The 15,204-nt window shown below is 41.9% G+C and carries 11 protein-coding genes; 2 read left to right on the top strand and 9 right to left on the bottom strand.

Features of this window, described 5'->3' with window-relative positions; all coding sequences use genetic code 11:
- Positions 1-310 precede the first annotated feature (310 nt).
- Positions 311-1,066, top strand: coding sequence for an XRE family transcriptional regulator (locus P2W82_RS10115; protein ID WP_336515757.1), 756 nt, complete (start codon positions 311-313; stop codon positions 1,064-1,066).
- A gap of 747 nt (positions 1,067-1,813) precedes the next feature.
- Here P2W82_RS10115 and P2W82_RS10110 read toward each other — a convergent pair.
- The 4 genes from P2W82_RS10110 to P2W82_RS10095 all read right to left on the bottom strand — a co-directional run bounded on the left by P2W82_RS10110 (position 1,814) and on the right by P2W82_RS10095 (position 5,723).
- Positions 1,814-2,716, bottom strand: a complete 903-nt coding sequence (locus P2W82_RS10110) for a histone deacetylase family protein (protein ID WP_336515756.1) — start codon at positions 2,714-2,716, stop codon at positions 1,814-1,816.
- A gap of 4 nt (positions 2,717-2,720) precedes the next feature.
- Positions 2,721-3,404 carry a ligase-associated DNA damage response endonuclease PdeM gene (gene pdeM / locus P2W82_RS10105; RefSeq protein WP_336515755.1) on the bottom strand — a complete coding sequence of 228 codons (684 nt, stop codon included), beginning with the start codon at positions 3,402-3,404 and terminating at the stop codon, positions 2,721-2,723.
- A gap of 29 nt (positions 3,405-3,433) precedes the next feature.
- Complete coding sequence (locus P2W82_RS10100) at positions 3,434-4,195, bottom strand: nucleotidyltransferase family protein (protein WP_336515754.1); 762 nt, start codon at positions 4,193-4,195, stop codon at positions 3,434-3,436.
- 70 nt (positions 4,196-4,265) lie between these two features.
- Positions 4,266-5,723 carry a RapZ C-terminal domain-containing protein gene (locus tag P2W82_RS10095; RefSeq protein WP_336515753.1) on the bottom strand — a complete coding sequence of 486 codons (1,458 nt, stop codon included), beginning with the start codon at positions 5,721-5,723 and terminating at the stop codon, positions 4,266-4,268.
- Positions 5,724-6,258: 535 nt separating this feature from the next.
- Between P2W82_RS10095 and P2W82_RS10090 the strand changes: the two genes are divergently transcribed.
- The gene (locus tag P2W82_RS10090; RefSeq protein ID WP_336515752.1) at positions 6,259-6,798 is read left to right on the top strand and encodes an ORF6N domain-containing protein; all 540 of its coding nucleotides are present in this window, start codon (positions 6,259-6,261) and stop codon (positions 6,796-6,798) included.
- A 14-nt stretch (positions 6,799-6,812) separates the two neighbouring features.
- Here P2W82_RS10090 and P2W82_RS10085 read toward each other — a convergent pair whose 3' ends face one another.
- From P2W82_RS10085 to guaA, 5 genes are all read right to left on the bottom strand, one after another.
- Positions 6,813-9,341, bottom strand: coding sequence for a ligase-associated DNA damage response DEXH box helicase (locus P2W82_RS10085; RefSeq protein WP_336515751.1), 2,529 nt, complete (start codon positions 9,339-9,341; stop codon positions 6,813-6,815).
- The gene (locus P2W82_RS10080) at positions 9,325-11,007 is read right to left on the bottom strand and encodes an ATP-dependent DNA ligase (RefSeq protein WP_336515750.1); all 1,683 of its coding nucleotides are present in this window, start codon (positions 11,005-11,007) and stop codon (positions 9,325-9,327) included. Before P2W82_RS10080 ends, P2W82_RS10085 begins: the two co-directional genes overlap by 17 nt.
- Positions 10,997-12,010, bottom strand: coding sequence for a ligase-associated DNA damage response exonuclease (locus P2W82_RS10075; protein WP_336515749.1), 1,014 nt, complete (start codon positions 12,008-12,010; stop codon positions 10,997-10,999). The genes P2W82_RS10080 and P2W82_RS10075 overlap by 11 nt, the downstream gene beginning before the upstream one ends.
- 420 nt (positions 12,011-12,430) lie before the next feature.
- Positions 12,431-13,606 (bottom strand): ABC transporter substrate-binding protein, encoded by a 1,176-nt coding sequence (locus P2W82_RS10070; protein WP_336515748.1) that lies wholly within the window; start codon positions 13,604-13,606, stop codon positions 12,431-12,433.
- A gap of 24 nt (positions 13,607-13,630) precedes the next feature.
- Positions 13,631-15,166 carry a glutamine-hydrolyzing GMP synthase gene (gene guaA, locus P2W82_RS10065; RefSeq protein ID WP_336515747.1) on the bottom strand — a complete coding sequence of 512 codons (1,536 nt, stop codon included), beginning with the start codon at positions 15,164-15,166 and terminating at the stop codon, positions 13,631-13,633.
- Positions 15,167-15,204 lie beyond the last annotated feature (38 nt).

The raw sequence follows: 15,204 nt of genomic DNA, 5'->3' as shown, positions 1-15,204 counted from the left end.
AAAATGCGGAATTATTGGATGTGGAACAAATCAGGCGGGAGAGTGGAGTAAGGAGGCAGGAGATTTAGTAATTAGTTTATAGTAACAAGCATCTATTATTAATGTGCTGAATAATGGATTAAGGCTAGACTAATAAGGAACGAATTGGCATCTTAATTATTGACACGCTTATGACCAGCAGTCCGCAAGGTCTTAACACCTGAAGCTTGCAACTTATTTCTATCCACTAGTTCTCCCGCCTCCTACTCATGCCTGAAATCTTTTTTTGTCTAACTAAATATTTTAGTAACTTGCTTCCAAAATCATTAGTATGCCACAATCTTTCGCCGGACAAAATCTGAAATACCTGCGCAAATTGAGGGGGTTGACACAGGAGGAGTTTGCATCGAAACTTGGGATCAAACGTTCACTGTTAGGTGCATACGAAGAGGAACGTGCTGAACCGAGACTGGATGTTCTTGAAGCGATAAGTGATCTTTTTAAAGTATCACTTGATGATTTATTGCGTAGAGATATCAGCGAAGTAAAAGGTAGTTATCTCGCCAAGAGACGTCACCAGAAACTGATTTCTGAAAATAACCTGGTCCATTTTGTTCCTGTGAAGGCTGCTGCGGGTTATCTGGCAGGTTATGCTGATGAAGAATTTATCGATGAACTGAATACTTTCACTTTACCTATGTTGGGAGCGGGCCAATACCGGGCATTTGAAATTTTGGGAGATAGTATGCTGCCAACCCCGAGTGGTTCAGTTATCGTAGGTCAGAAAACGGATAATGTAGATGATCTTAAAAGCAATAATGCTTATATCGTTGTAAGTCGTAATGAAGGAATAGTTTATAAAAGGGTTGTAAAGAACAATCGTGCAAAGAATAAGCTTACGATGATCAGTGATAATCCAACCTACCAGCCTTATCAGATGAATGCAGAAGATATTCTGGAACTCTGGCAGGCGCAAATGGTGATAAGCAAAGTTGCCACCCAGCAACGATGGGATATGGGTCAGCTTACCAATCTTGTGAATAATTTGCAGGAGCAGGTAAGTAGTTTGAAGAAGAGAATGAATTGATGAAGGCCGAAGTCTGAATTGCTAAGGATGAATTTCTGGTGGAAATTTCGGTATCAGTTAAAAAGAAATTTTCATAAGTCATACTGCAATACCAGAGAGCCCACTGTAACCAGGAATTTCAACTTTCAACCTTCAACTTAGAATATAAAACTTTACATGGGTTAGTAAGAATTCGGATTGAGAAGTCAACAAATGTGTTGGCTTCCAATTTCGGGTTTTCTGCTGCATTTTACTTTAATTCAGTGTCATCTTCAATCGGTATTTGCTGATATCGATAACATAATCGATACTGATTTATAATCAGGTTTCACGCAGATGTCAGTATGCTTTACAGGGTTCGAAATCGGACGTGTTTTCATCATCAATCTTTGTTTATTTTCTTTTTACCTATTGATGTTTTTCCCTTGGAATCGCTTAACGAGGAATGTATTTTCGTATCGATTGACACCGGTGTTGATTAGGAAATTCAGCAGCTGCTGAATGACGATGTTAGCTAACATTTGCCGCGGCATATAGGTATTGACGTGATGGTCTGAGAGACCAGTCCTGACCGTCAATATCTATTCGTCAATAAAGGTGGTGGAGGTGGGGGAGGGGAGGGCCCTCCGGGCGTGTTGAATATGAGCAGGATTGCAATCCCGAAAAATTTTCGGTGAAAAAATCAATGATAGCGTTTGCTGTTTCCAGTTTATACAACCATTTATTTTAGCATCTCCGCTTCATGGTGTTTGCAATTTAAAAAAACAATTACGAATATGTCCGCATCGCCTCCTTAAAAGTATTGCAATGCGCTTCAACAATATATCTCACATCCGCGGAATAGCCACCACCCATCGCAGTTACACAAGGAATTTTTGACAGATGTAATGTTGAATAAACCAGACGATCTCTTTGCCTGCAACCTTCCATCGTCACTTTTAGTTTCCCGAATTTGTCGGTTTCAAGGATATCGACACCTGAAAGAAAAAATGCAAAATCCGGCTTGACTACAGTTATCAGTTGTTGCAAATTATTTTCCAGTAACGACAAATACGTATTGTCATCTGTCCCATCTTTCAATGGAATGTCGAGATCCGATTTTTCCTTGTGAAATGGATAGTTGTGTTCCCCGTGCATGCTGAAAGTGAAAACCGCCGGCTCATTTTCGAAAATTTTCGCTGTACCATTTCCCTGGTGTACATCCAGGTCTATAATCAGAATCTTTTGTGCCAGTTTTTCAGAAAGCAACCAATTAGCCGCAACTGCAAAATCATTGAGTAAACAAAATCCTTCTCCGTGATCTGCAAAAGCATGATGTGTTCCGCCAGCTACATTCAAAGCAACACCTGTTTTTAAAGCAGACACGCAACAATCGATCGTACCTTGCGTGATTACTTTCTCCCTCAACGTGAGCGCAGGTGATTGAGGAAACCCGATCCTCTTTTGTTCTCTTTCACTGAGTGTCTGATGATCTAATTTATCCAGATAGATCTTATCATGAGTCAACAGAATTACTTTGTCGTCACAGGGCAATGGTGAGATTAATTGTGACGGAATAATTACCCCTTCGTGCAGAAGTTGTTCAGGGATCAACTCGTATTTAATCATCGGAAACCGATGTCCCTCCGGTAGAGGATGTGCGTAGATCGGGTTCCAGGCGATATGCACCATTCCTTTATTGTATCTGAATGATCGAACACATTTCTTTACGACGAACGTCTCCCTTCACAATAGCAAATACACGATCATTCTTTGCAGCCTCAACAACAATATAACCAGTGAACTTGCTGAATGCAGGGAGTATCGCAAATGAATCTGAAAAGTAAAAGCACGGAAAGCTCAGACTCTGTTTACCAACACCGGAAATCCGTATACCGGGATGGATGTGACCAGTGAATGTGTAAAACCCTTCAACTTCATCCTGAATCATCGCAGGATCATGAATGAACCGGAAAGGATTGCAGAAATATTCCCTTTCATGAACAACGAGGTTTAGATTTTCATACACCCGGTTGTTTAAACTATCATGATTTCCTTTTACCAGGTGCATTCGAATTCCTGGTATATCCGAACGCCAGCGAGCAAACCAATCATGCTCCTGGTTTTCCCTGCTGTGAAAAAGATCCCCGGTGATGATAATTTCCTGCGGCTGGAAATACTGAATCTGTTGAAATAGTCTTTGCAGATCTTCTTTATACACCGACTGCGGAATGGGTATACCAGATTTTCTGAAATGCCCGGTTTTTCCAAAATGAAGATCCGAAATAATTAAAGTTTTGGCTTCTTCCCAGAACAAGGTTCTCTCAGCACTTAACCAACAATGTTGACCTGCAATATCAAACGCGATAGGTGGATTCACAAACACTCCTCTTTTGTCGAGGCGCTAAATTACTTAAAATATTTCTCTGCATCGAGAATCGCTTCCGGTTTTCCTGCATCGATAAAAATATCATGATCGTGAAAATATCCAAGGATAGGATGATCTGCAGCAAGCTGGAGATATGTTTCCACAATTGAAAATTTTCCTTTCTGGCTAATTAATGGAAAGATCGCAGGGCTGATGATATGTATGCCACTGAAAGATGCTGGTTGAAGATTTTCATCAGATCCTGAAGCCAGTTTTAATTCAGCTGTTTTGTTGTTGCGCCATCCTTTCAGGTAATCATCTTCGGAGAAAAGAAAATTCCTCGAACTCGCTCTTCTTGTAATAGCAAGCGTAACCAATGGATTATTTTCAAGGTGGAATTCGTACATCGCAGAAATATCCAATGTGGTAAGAATATCAGCATTCATCATTATAAAAGGCTGCCGATCTTTTTCAAAGAACCATGAAGCGTACATTAAACCACCTCCTGTTTCAAGAGGCTCATCCTTTTCATGTGATATAGTAATATCTGCACCGAAATTTTCATTGTCTTTTAAAAAATCAATGATCTGGTCTGCGAAATGATGAACATTAATAATAAAATTCTGCACGCCGAATCCCTGGAGATATTCTATCGTTCGTTGAAGCAAAGGCTTTCCGTTTACAGGCGCGAGTGCTTTAGGATGCTTATCTGTAAATGGTTTCAGACGCGTTCCTAATCCCGCGGCGAGAATCATGGCCTTCACATCTTTCAACTGAAATGATTTATGCTGATTTGACATCATTTAGACTTCTTAATATTCATAGGAGTCACTGCGTTCGCACGAGCTTACGTTAAACGTTCTACGTTATACCCTAGTAGGTTTCATTGATCCACTTTTTCGCCTCCTGTTCTACGTGTTCAACTTTTGTTTTCACGCCGAACTTCTCTTTCAGGTGATCTGCAAGTCTGTCGGCTGAATAAACACTTCTATGTTGACCGCCTGTACAACCAAAGCTAACTGAAAGATGATCAAACCCACGTTTGATATAATCCTGCACGGTCAGGTCAACAAGTCCGAATACATGTTGTAAAAACGAACTGATCTCTGTTTTGTGAAGAAGAAATTCCTGCACTTCTTTATCTCTGCCAGTTTGTGTTTTGTACTTATCTATTCTTCCAGGATTTAAGATTCCCCTGCAATCAAAAACATATCCCCCCCCATTTCCATATTCATCTTCGGGTATTCCTTTACGATAGGAAAAACTTCTTATGTGAACTGTTAAAGGTGTATCCGGACCAGCCTTGACAGTTTCGTAACGCGTCAGCATTTCATCTGATACCAGCAGGCGTAATACTTTCTGAAGTTCCGGCAGCCTGATCGGGAACTTTTTATTATCCAGGAACCAGCGCAGATTTTTTAAAGCAAACGGAATACTTGAAATGAAATGAGGTTTTCTTTCAAACAGTCCTCGGAAGCCATAGGCACCAAGCGTCTGAAGCATCCTTATCAACACAAAACCATCATAACTCTCCGTGAAATTCTGCTGGTCAAGACCGTTGTACAAAAGAGCATTCGCCTGTGTAAAGTAATATCTGAGGAGTTCATCTCTCCACTCATAGGGTAACGCAGCCCGTGCCTGCCATAACATGGCTGATACATCATATTGCAAAGCACCCTGCATACCACCCTGGTAATCGATAAAAAATACTCTCTCATCTTTTACCATTATGTTTCTGCTTTGGCAGTCCCTGTGCATGAAATAACTCTGGTCCTCCTGCATGAGGTAACTACTCAGCAGGTCAAAATCATTCAGCAATAAATTTTTATCATAAGGGAGATCAAAGGCCCTTACAAAATAGTATAGGAAATAAAGAAGATCTGAGTAGATGGCCTGCTTATCGAAAGATTTAGTAGCAATGCAATTATTATAGTCGAAATTCTTTCCGCCCTCAATCTGCAATCTGGCCAGCTGTGATAAAGTCTTTTTAAAAAGGTCAAAAACCCGGTCAGAAAAACCTTCCTGCTGCATGATATTGAATAATGAAATATCACCCAGATCTGATTGGATATACATTGATTCGTCGTCTGAAACATGTAAAATTTCCGGAACGGGTAGCTGTTGCCTTGTAAAATGCCGCGTAAATTCAACGAAGGCGTGATTCTCGGGAATATTATTTGGGTTGCTGGTCAGTATAAAGGAATCTTTTCCATCTTTTAACCGGAAGTATTGTCGATTGCTTCCTGCTTGTTTGAGGGTAACAACTTCGGGTTCACGGTTAGCTTTCCAGGTAGAATAAAACTGATCGATCTCTCTTAGAATATCTGACATGCAGTGGATTTAGGCGACAAATGTAGAATTTTAAAGAAAAATATACGTCATCAACGTAATTCTGCTTTCCGGATTGTCAAATGAAAAACCTGTTTTTCTTCAGGAAAAGTTAAATCCCATATCATGTGCCGTTCTACATTCAGTTTGGGTTTTTGAAATGTGTGCGCGTATTTCCTTTTTACGTAAATTTAATCTTCAATTCACCAAAGAAAAAGGAGGTATTCATGCAATCTACAGATTCATCATGGAAGCCTTCGGTTAGTATCGCCTAACCGGGCTTACTTCATCGAAATATCTGCTCCCTTTGTGGAGGAGCCATCTGCCTGCGGGTAGATGGTTTTTTTGTTCCTATGCTGATTCCGAATAACCGGCTTATGAGTACCCCGGTAGAAATTTCCTATTTAGTGCGTGAATTTTCTCCGATGTGACTGTTTTTTGCACGTAAAAAATCTCCTCATCATTATTAAATTTCCTGAAGTATTTTTTTCAAATTATGGCTGTGATACCTAATAATCCAGCAGGTAAATTTCGGAAGATGAAAGGCGATAAATTGGCGACTCTGGTTGCGGAGCAAAAAGTATTAAACAAGATATTGGTTATTCGTGGTCAGAAAGTAATTCTTGATTCTGACCTTGCGGAAATGTATAAAGTTGAAACGAAGAGGTTGAAGGAACAAGTTAAAAGAAATTCTGCTCGCTTCCCAAAAGACTTCATGTTCGTACTTACAAAAAAAGAATTTGAAAACTTGAGGTCGCAATTTGCGACCTCAAGTTGGGGAGGTCAGCGCTTTATGCCAATGGTTTTTACTGAACAGGGAATCGCAATGTTATCGAGTGTGCTTAACAGTGATATTGCTATAGCAGTGAATATTCGTATCATCAGGGTGTTCACGAAATTGAAAGACCTGGCGTTAACCAATAAAGAAATGCTTGCTCAGCTTGCAAAACTGGAGAAAGATGTAAAAAGCAATACGATTGATATTGGTATTATTTTTCGCGTATTAAAAGATTTTATTGAGAAGCAGAGCCAGCCTGTTCCGCGTAACATGATCGGGTTTAAGCGTCATGACAAATAAGTCATTTATGCCTGCTATTTCCCTAATTGCGTCTGCATTCTTTTGACCCTGTCTTCGAGCTTTTCAGAAGATAAATTTTCACGAAGACTGTCCACTTTAACCGGGAAGCTGAACGGAGTTAATCTTTCCGGAAATGAAAGGATGATTTTCGATTGCTGTATTCTCGTCAGCATGTCGCGCAATCTTGTTTCCTCCATTTGCTGATCAAAAACTTCCTGGTACGCCTGGCGCATAAGAAGATTGTGAGAATCGTAGTCATGAAAAACCTGGAACAGTAATGATGCAGATGACTGAAGATGTCTTGCTTTTTTTTGCTCACCCGGAAAGCCCTGGAAAATCAATCCACCGATTACAGCGATATCCCTGAATTTTCGTTTAGCCATTTCAGTTGCATTGGCGCTTCGCTGGATATCTTCAATTAAATTGTCTGAACTGAATAATTCATACACATTGCTGTCATCTACTGGAATAGGCTGATCACTGAGAAGTTCAAAACTGTAGTCATTCATTGCGAGTGAAAATGTGATCGGCATTATCCTGCTGATACGAAATGCAAGCAGTGCAGCCATCGCTTCATTCACCAGTCGTCCTTCAAAAGTGTGTACGAAAAGATGAAATCCATCTCTTGTCTCAATATGCTCGATCAGTAATTCGTTCTGTCTTGGCACATAGGATAGTTCCTGTTGCAAATCTAGCAGCGGTTGTAGTTTTCTTATTTCTTCTTCCCGGCTTCGATCTGCTGCTTCATCAAATTTTCTTCTCAATATTCTGCCAAGGTTAGCGGATAGTGGCATACGCCCGCCCTGCCAGCTTGGTACTATAGATTTTTTTGAGTTTGATTTTTTTACAACAGCCGTCATGTCCTTAATCATGATAAATTCGAGATTTCTTCCGGATAAAGTGAACACATCACCGGGGTTCAATCTCGAAATAAACCATTCTTCAATCACACCGATGAATCCACCGGACATAAATTTCACTTTCATCATCGCTTCGCTCACTATGGTACCGATATGTAAGCGATGACGCATGGCCACTCTTCTATTTCTTATCCTGTACACACCATCTTCAATCTCCACTTTTTTGAATTCATCGTATTGCTGCAGCGCTTTGCCGCCGATAGTGATGAACTGCAGAATCTGTAACCATTCTTCATCGGTGACATCGGAATAACAATGCGTGGTTCTGATTTCGGGTAGAATGTCCTCCGGCCTGAAACCCTCTGCAATCGCAAGCGTACACAGGTATTGTATGAGTACATCAAAACACAACATCATCGGAACACGGCTCTCGATTTCATTTTCTTCCATCGCTGTTTTTAAAGCAGCGGCTTCCATGAGTTCAAGAGAGTGTGTTGGAAGAAAATATATTCTGCTGGTTTCCCCCGGCTGATGACCGCTTCGTCCGGCTCGCTGTAAAAAACGTCCCACGCCTTTTGGCGAACCTACCTGTACTACGGTCTCTACTGGTCTGAAATCAACACCGAGATCAAGACTTGCCGTACAAACCACTGCTTTGAGTACTCCTTCATGGAGCGCATCTTCCACCCAAAGCCGTAACGCCTGTTCTATACTACCGTGGTGAATAGCAATCGCACCTGCGAGTTCGGGTTTGATATCAAGTAATACCTGGTACCAACGTTCACTCATTCCACGTGTGTTTATGAATATCAGCGTTGTGCGACTACTCTCTATGATCGGTAATAATTTATGCGCAAGCTTTATTCCCAGATGACCAGCCCAGGGATAATGTTCAATTTCATCCGGGTAGATGGATTCTATAACGATATTCTTTTTTATTTCGGCTTTGACGATTACTGTATTTCCCTCGCCAAAGTTTTTAATAACGGGGGTGAGCAATACATCACGAGCTTCAATCAGGTTGCCGATAGTTGCCGAGATTCCCCAGATCATTATTTTGCCCGGTAAATCAATTCCCTGCTTTTCAGCATGAACAATCGATTTTTTACGCAAACCAGCAATCCTGCTGATCGCAAGTTCCACCTGCACACCTCTTTTTGATCCAAGCAATTCATGCCATTCGTCTACGGCTATACATTGAAGTGATGAAAAAACATTGGAGTAATCTTTCTGCGCGAGTAATAAATGCAGACTTTCCGGAGTAATGATCAACACTTCCGGCATGTTCCTTTTCTGGCGCTGGCGTTCGGCTGTATCGGTGTCACCATTGCGGATACCTACCTGCCATGGCAGATTTATTTCTGCTAACGCGGTTTCCATGGCGCGTCCGATATCTTTTGCAAGCGCGCGCAATGGAGTGATCCATATCAGTTGCAGGCCATTCTTTCTTTTTTGCTTCCAGGAATCAGGATATGCATTGATATAGCGAATGACATTCCCCAGGAAAACTGAAAAAGTTTTTCCGCAACCTGTCGGTGCATTTACAAGACCGCTTTTTGCTAAATGAATATGTTCCCAGGTTTCCTGTTGGAATGCAAATGGAAACATCTGCTTTGCATGTAACCACTGCTTAATATGTAAAAAGCCAGTTGTATCTGTGAATTGATCAGTCCTCCCGTGCATCCCTTGTTTGTTCTTCGCGAACAGCATCGTAAATTTTCAACATATTTTTCAAATCCCCGAGCGTGTTTATGTCCTCCACTTTTTTATCATGGCGCCAACGGCTCATTCTCGGAAATCTTAATGCAACACCAGATTTGTGACGATTGCTCGCCGCGATTCCTTCGAACGCTATTTCAAATACGAGCTCCGCCTTGACAGTGCGGACCGGACCAAATTTCTCAAGAGAATTCCTTTTCACAAAATTATCAACCTGGGCAATTTCTTTATCAGTCAATCCAGAATACGCTTTTGTAAAAGGCACCAGTTTGTCACCGTCCCTGACTGCAAAGGTATAGTCTGAATAAAGATTACTTCGTCTTCCATGACCTTTTTGTGCATAAATCATTACAGCATCAATTGTCATCGGATCGATTTTCCATTTCCACCAATCGCCACGCTTGCGGCCGGTCTGATAGGTTGAGCTTTTTCTTTTCAACATCAGTCCTTCACTTCCATTTTCTCTCGAACGTTGCCGGATTTCTGTAAGCTCTTCCCAATCAGAGTAAATTATTTCCGGCGACATGAGGAATGCAGGATGCTGAACATTTTCGTAAAGTGCCTGCAATAATCTTCTTCGCTCTTTGAATGCGATTTGCCGAAGGTCTTCACCTTTCCATTCCAAAAGATCAAATGCAAAAAAACTTACAGGTGCTTCTGTGAGTTGTTTTTTACTGATGTTTTTTCTGCCAATCCTTGTTTGCAGTAATGAAAATGGAAGTGGAACACCATTGCGGGCTATCAGCACTTCGCCATCTACAACAGTTCCATCAGGGAAAAATCCTCTTAAGGGCAATAGTTCAGGAAATTTTTCAGTCATCAATTCTTCACCACGACTCCAGACAAACCATTCATTATTTCTTCTGATCAGTTGCCCGCGAATACCATCCCATTTCCATTCTGCGTACCAATCTTCAGGAGCACCAAGATCAGACGCCGGTACTTCAAGAGCATAGGCAAGGCAAAAAGGGTAGGGCCGTGAATAGGCGTCACCTTCACCTTTCCCTAAAACGAGTTCTTCATACGTAACCTGGTAGGGATTCCAATGTCCGCTCAAGCGATGCGCAAGTAGTGAGGCATCTTCACCTGTTGTTTTGGCAAGCGCATTAATCATAAGCTGTTTCGAAACGCCGATACGAAAACCACCGGTGATCAGCTTATTAAAAACAAATCTTTCTACCGTATCCATTCGCCTCCAGTTTTCAATAATGAAATTCTTTCTCTCTGTTTCTGTTTTCTGGTCCAGTTCACTCAACAGGTTCATGTATTCGAAAAGAAACGGTAGCTGTGAATGCGTTTCACTATGCGGAACTAAAAGAGCAATGGTTTCTGCGAGATCACCTACAACATGATAACATTCATCGTAGAGCCATGGAGGTAATCCTGCAATTTCAGAGGCCCATAAACTCAAAAGACTGGCGTTGACCGGTCGTTTGGGCCTTCTTCCGCTGAACAAGGCAATCAGCCATACCCTGTCTTTTTCATTTGCCTTTGAAAAAAAATGGGATAGTAGGTTCAGTTTATCATTTGTGCCCGTGAGCGTTCCAAGTTCGCCGATCACACGTGCGAAATAACTGAAGCCTTCAGTGGTTTTTTCTTCTGCTAATGATTTGTTTTCTTCAGACTTCATCGGTTTGTTCTGTTGTTGCAACTTCTTCCTCTGTTCCAAATTCGGTTTTCACCTCCGCAGCATTAATACCCGATTCGTTCAGGTACCGGCTGAATACGGATTGAAAACCATGTGTGACATACACTTTTTCGGGTGAAATAAGTTTGATGGTGTCGAGCAATCCCTGCCAGTCTGCATGATCGCTGATAGGAAAGCCAGCATCGGTATTTCTTCTCCTGAAATTTCCCCGAACCTGCATCCAGCCGCTGCAGACAGCAGTTTTATAAGGTGCAAATCTTCGGGTCCATGGAGAATTTTCAGCAGATCCCGGTGCTATCACTATATTTCCCCTTATATGTTCCGAAGGGATATCTTTGGTAACTCTGCGAACAAGAGGAAAGTCCCAGCCATCATTCCTCAGTACTTCCTGCACATTGGCAACGGCGCCATGTGCATAAATCGGTAAACCTAATTCCCCTACCGCTTTAATTATCCGTTGCGATTTTCCAAGACTATATGCATAGAGAACAGAGGTGATTCCATTCTCATGATTTTGTTGTACCCAGTTTTGTACAAGTTGGTACTGCTCCTTCTGCGATGCCCAGTTATAAATGGGCAAACCAAATGTAGATTCCGTAACAAAATGATGGCATTTGACCGGCTCAAATGCACCTGAAATATGATCGTTCTCTGTTTTGTAATCGCCACTTACTACCCATACTTCGCCTGCATATTCCACCCTGACCTGCGAGGAGCCTATGATATGGCCGGCAGGATGAAGAGAGATTTTTACGCCGTTTCTGAAGGTGGTTTCATTCCATGGAACAGACTGGTAATTATTTTCGCCTAGTCTTAAACGTAATAACGGAAGTGTACGATCGTGGCATAGATAATTATTATTTCCCGGGCGCGCATGATCGCTGTGCGCATGAGTGATCACCGCAGCCTCCACAGGTTTCCAGGGATCAATGTAAAATTCTCCCTGTCTGCAATACAATCCCCGGTCAGTAAATTCGATCAGCATTTTTGAATTTCAAAAATTACGAATAAATCAGTACCTGGATATCAAGATAAAAACCGGGCCACGAAGAAGTCGAGGATACAGGGTGAATTAGTGAGTAGTAAGGAGTAAAAGAACAGCGAGGCAAAAGTAATAGTAAGCCGGCAATAGGAACAGCTAGCGTCAGAAAGTTCGAAGGCCGATTAATTTTTACGGCTTTTCAACAACCGGTCCCATAGGATGGACTTTTAGCCCATGATTTCAATCATGAATTCAAATAATTTTTAGCAGCGCAGGATGCATTGAAATTTCAGCATGTTTCAATTGCCCGGACTTCGGGCCGGGAGGAAAGGAATACAAATGAAACCGGGCTTCAGCCCATATGAAGATGAAATGTCATGAACAATAAAGCAAGAACTTCTTAGTAAATGTGCTGTTTGTTGCCTAATTCAATTTCTCCGTTATCCCATTCAAACGCCTGAGGATATAAACACGTTTGTTCTCGTAATAATCCGGTTCGGTTGATGTTTTGCTCCAGCGGATGGGTTTGAAATCGTAGTCTGTAAGCAATTTGAAACTTTTATCATCCAGGTGATCGATCACTGCAGTGTCGTATTTCAATAACAATCGCGTAAACAGATGGGTAATTTCATAACCACGATACACAAGATCGCTGGGTTTGCTGAAAGTTTTTTTGCGATAGTTCTCCTCAAATCGGCTACCCCAGGCAGTATCAGTTACAAAAAAAGTAGAACTGTAAATGATCGGCAGTGGTCTATAATCAGAGCGGGTAAGTTCTTTATTACCTTCCCAGGTCGGCATGCCAACCAGGTTAATCTTATACGATGTTCCCATCCCGAGACAGGCCGTTGCGAGCCTTGTACCAAAAGTTTCACTCAGGCTTCCTGCGATAACAATATTCTGCCGATTGCTGTCCAGCACCTTTCTCAGATCGGTAACCATCGGGTAGTCAGCGACTGTAACTGTTTTGTACTTCAGAACGCCTCCACCTGATGACTGATTTAATTGCCTGATAAGATCTTCAATCCTGTCATCTGCGGGATTTTTGCTTCTTACATAGACAATGTTATCGGGTCCCCAGTTTCGAGCTACATAGTTATAGACCGATTGTATATGTGTGTTGAGTTTTGAATTGACAATCACAACGAATGGGTTTTCCTTTACACCTCCGTCGTTAGGATATGTTGCACTGATAAATGGGATAGCTCTCTCTTTTGCTATTTCCGATAAACGCAGATAATCGCTTCCGGATACCTGGCCGATAATCAGATCAATCGAATCCATCAATGGAGACTTGTTGATGGTGTTGATATTACCTTGTTTACTGCGAAGATCAAATACGTAAAAGTCGAGAGCTTCATTAGACATTTTAAGAGAATCGATGGCGTACTCTGCTCCTGTGAAAAACTCCAATCCGGCAATGGATTGTTTGGGGAAAGATTTACCGTATTTGTAAGCATTGGTGTTGTCAAAGGCTGAGTCAAGATACAGCGGAACAAACAATGCAACTTTAAATCGCTCTTCCGTACCCGGCTGAGCATGCAGGGTTCCGCAAAAAAGCATCGCGGAATAAAAAAACAGTAAACACAGTTTTTTCATGCAGGTATTTTTAGAATGAGTTCTTTATTCCCATTCAATGGTTGCAGGCGGTTTGCTACTAATATCATAAACTACACGATTGATACCCCGCACACGGTTGATGATCTCGTTGGATACATGACCAAGAAACTTGTACGGCAGATGCGCCCAGTCAGCAGTCATTCCATCGACAGAAGTTACTGCACGAAGCGCAACCGTATATTCATAGGTCCTTTCATCACCCATCACACCCACACTCTGTACAGGAAGTAACATTGTACCTGCCTGCCAGACTTCATTATACAAACCCTGTTCCTTTAAAGTAGAAATAAAGATATCATCTGCTTCCTGCAATAATTTAACTTTTTCAGCAGTGATATCGCTAATGATCCTGATGGCGAGACCTGGTCCTGGAAAGGGATGACGATAAAGCATGTCGTGGGGTATACCCAGTTCAAGTCCGACTCTTCTTACTTCATCTTTAAACAGGAACCGTAGTGGCTCAACAAGGCCAAGGTGCATTTCTTCAGGCAGGCCTCCAACGTTATGGTGCGATTTAATAGTTTGCGAAGGACCGTGTACCGATACACTTTCAATCACATCAGGGTAAATAGTACCCTGTCCGAGGAAGGAAATATCCTCCAGCTGTTTTGCTTCTGCATTAAAGACATCGATGAAGGTTCTGCCGATGATCTTTCTTTTCTGTTCCGGATCATTAACACCGCTAAGCAAACTGTAAAATTGTTCGGAAGCATCAACACCTTTCACATTCAGGTGAAGCTGCTGGTATGTTTCCAAGACCTGCGTGAACTCGTTTTTCCTTAACAGGCCGTTATCTACAAAAATTCCAAAAAGATTATCGCCGATGGCTTTATGAATAAGCGTTGCTGCAACGGTAGAATCTACTCCACCGCTAAGCCCCATGACGACCCGCTTATTGCCAATCTGTTTTTTCAGCGCATCAACTGTATCCGAAACAAAATGAGCGGGCGTCCAATCCTGGCTGCAGCCACAAATTTCAACAAGAAAGTTTTTCAGAATTGTTTTCCCAAATTCAGAATGATATACTTCCGGATGGAACTGTAATCCAAAAAGCGGAAAGTTGATATCACCGTGATATTCAAACGCTGCGATGGGTATCGAGGAAGTTTTTGCGAGAAGTTCAAAGTCTGCAGGCAATTCCAGGATCGTGTCACCATGGCTCATCCAAACCTGGCTCTCGGTCGGAACATTTTTGAAAATCCGGTTTTCTTTTTCAATCTGGAGAAGAGCGCGGCCGTATTCCCTTTTTTCTGATTTTTCCACCCTTCCACCCGTAACCTTTGCCGTCAGCTGGGCTCCATAGCAGACGCCAAGTACCGGTTTGCGGCTTACCATCTGTAGTATGTCGACCCAGGGCGCTTTTTCGTCGTTGACAGAGAATGGTGAACCGGATAATATTATACCTTTCAGGTCGTCGGTAATTTCCACCGGTTTATGGTAAGGAATGATTTCGCAGTAAACATTGGCTTCTCTAACAGCACGGGCAATCAACTGGGTATACTGGGAGCCAAAATCGAGAATCAGGATTTTTTCAGTCATACAATGGTGCGAAGGTAAAGAATTCAGTGTTTTTCCGG

The organism is Pollutibacter soli, from assembly GCA_029269725.1.
In the GTDB taxonomy this organism is placed as follows: Bacteria; Bacteroidota; Bacteroidia; order Chitinophagales; family Chitinophagaceae; genus Pollutibacter; species Pollutibacter soli.
Note: the sequence above shows the minus strand (reverse complement) of the source record. Positions and strands in the feature narration are given on the sequence as shown.

What these genes read in the sequence shown, in the direction of transcription:
- P2W82_RS10080 (WP_336515750.1), bottom strand. Translation starts at nt 11,007, where the DNA reads ATGAAGTCTGAAGAAAACAAATCATTAGCAGAAGAAAAAACCACTGAA.
- P2W82_RS10115 (WP_336515757.1), top strand. Translation starts at nt 311, where the DNA reads ATGCCACAATCTTTCGCCGGACAAAATCTGAAATACCTGCGCAAATTG.
- guaA (WP_336515747.1), bottom strand. Translation starts at nt 15,166, where the DNA reads ATGACTGAAAAAATCCTGATTCTCGATTTTGGCTCCCAGTATACCCAG.
- P2W82_RS10100 (WP_336515754.1), bottom strand. Translation starts at nt 4,195, where the DNA reads ATGATGTCAAATCAGCATAAATCATTTCAGTTGAAAGATGTGAAGGCC.
- P2W82_RS10090 (WP_336515752.1), top strand. Translation starts at nt 6,259, where the DNA reads ATGAAAGGCGATAAATTGGCGACTCTGGTTGCGGAGCAAAAAGTATTA.
- P2W82_RS10095 (WP_336515753.1), bottom strand. Translation starts at nt 5,723, where the DNA reads ATGTCAGATATTCTAAGAGAGATCGATCAGTTTTATTCTACCTGGAAA.
- P2W82_RS10070 (WP_336515748.1), bottom strand. Translation starts at nt 13,606, where the DNA reads ATGAAAAAACTGTGTTTACTGTTTTTTTATTCCGCGATGCTTTTTTGC.
- P2W82_RS10110 (WP_336515756.1), bottom strand. Translation starts at nt 2,716, where the DNA reads ATGGTGCATATCGCCTGGAACCCGATCTACGCACATCCTCTACCGGAG.
- P2W82_RS10075 (WP_336515749.1), bottom strand. Translation starts at nt 12,010, where the DNA reads ATGCTGATCGAATTTACTGACCGGGGATTGTATTGCAGACAGGGAGAA.
- P2W82_RS10085 (WP_336515751.1), bottom strand. Translation starts at nt 9,341, where the DNA reads ATGCACGGGAGGACTGATCAATTCACAGATACAACTGGCTTTTTACAT.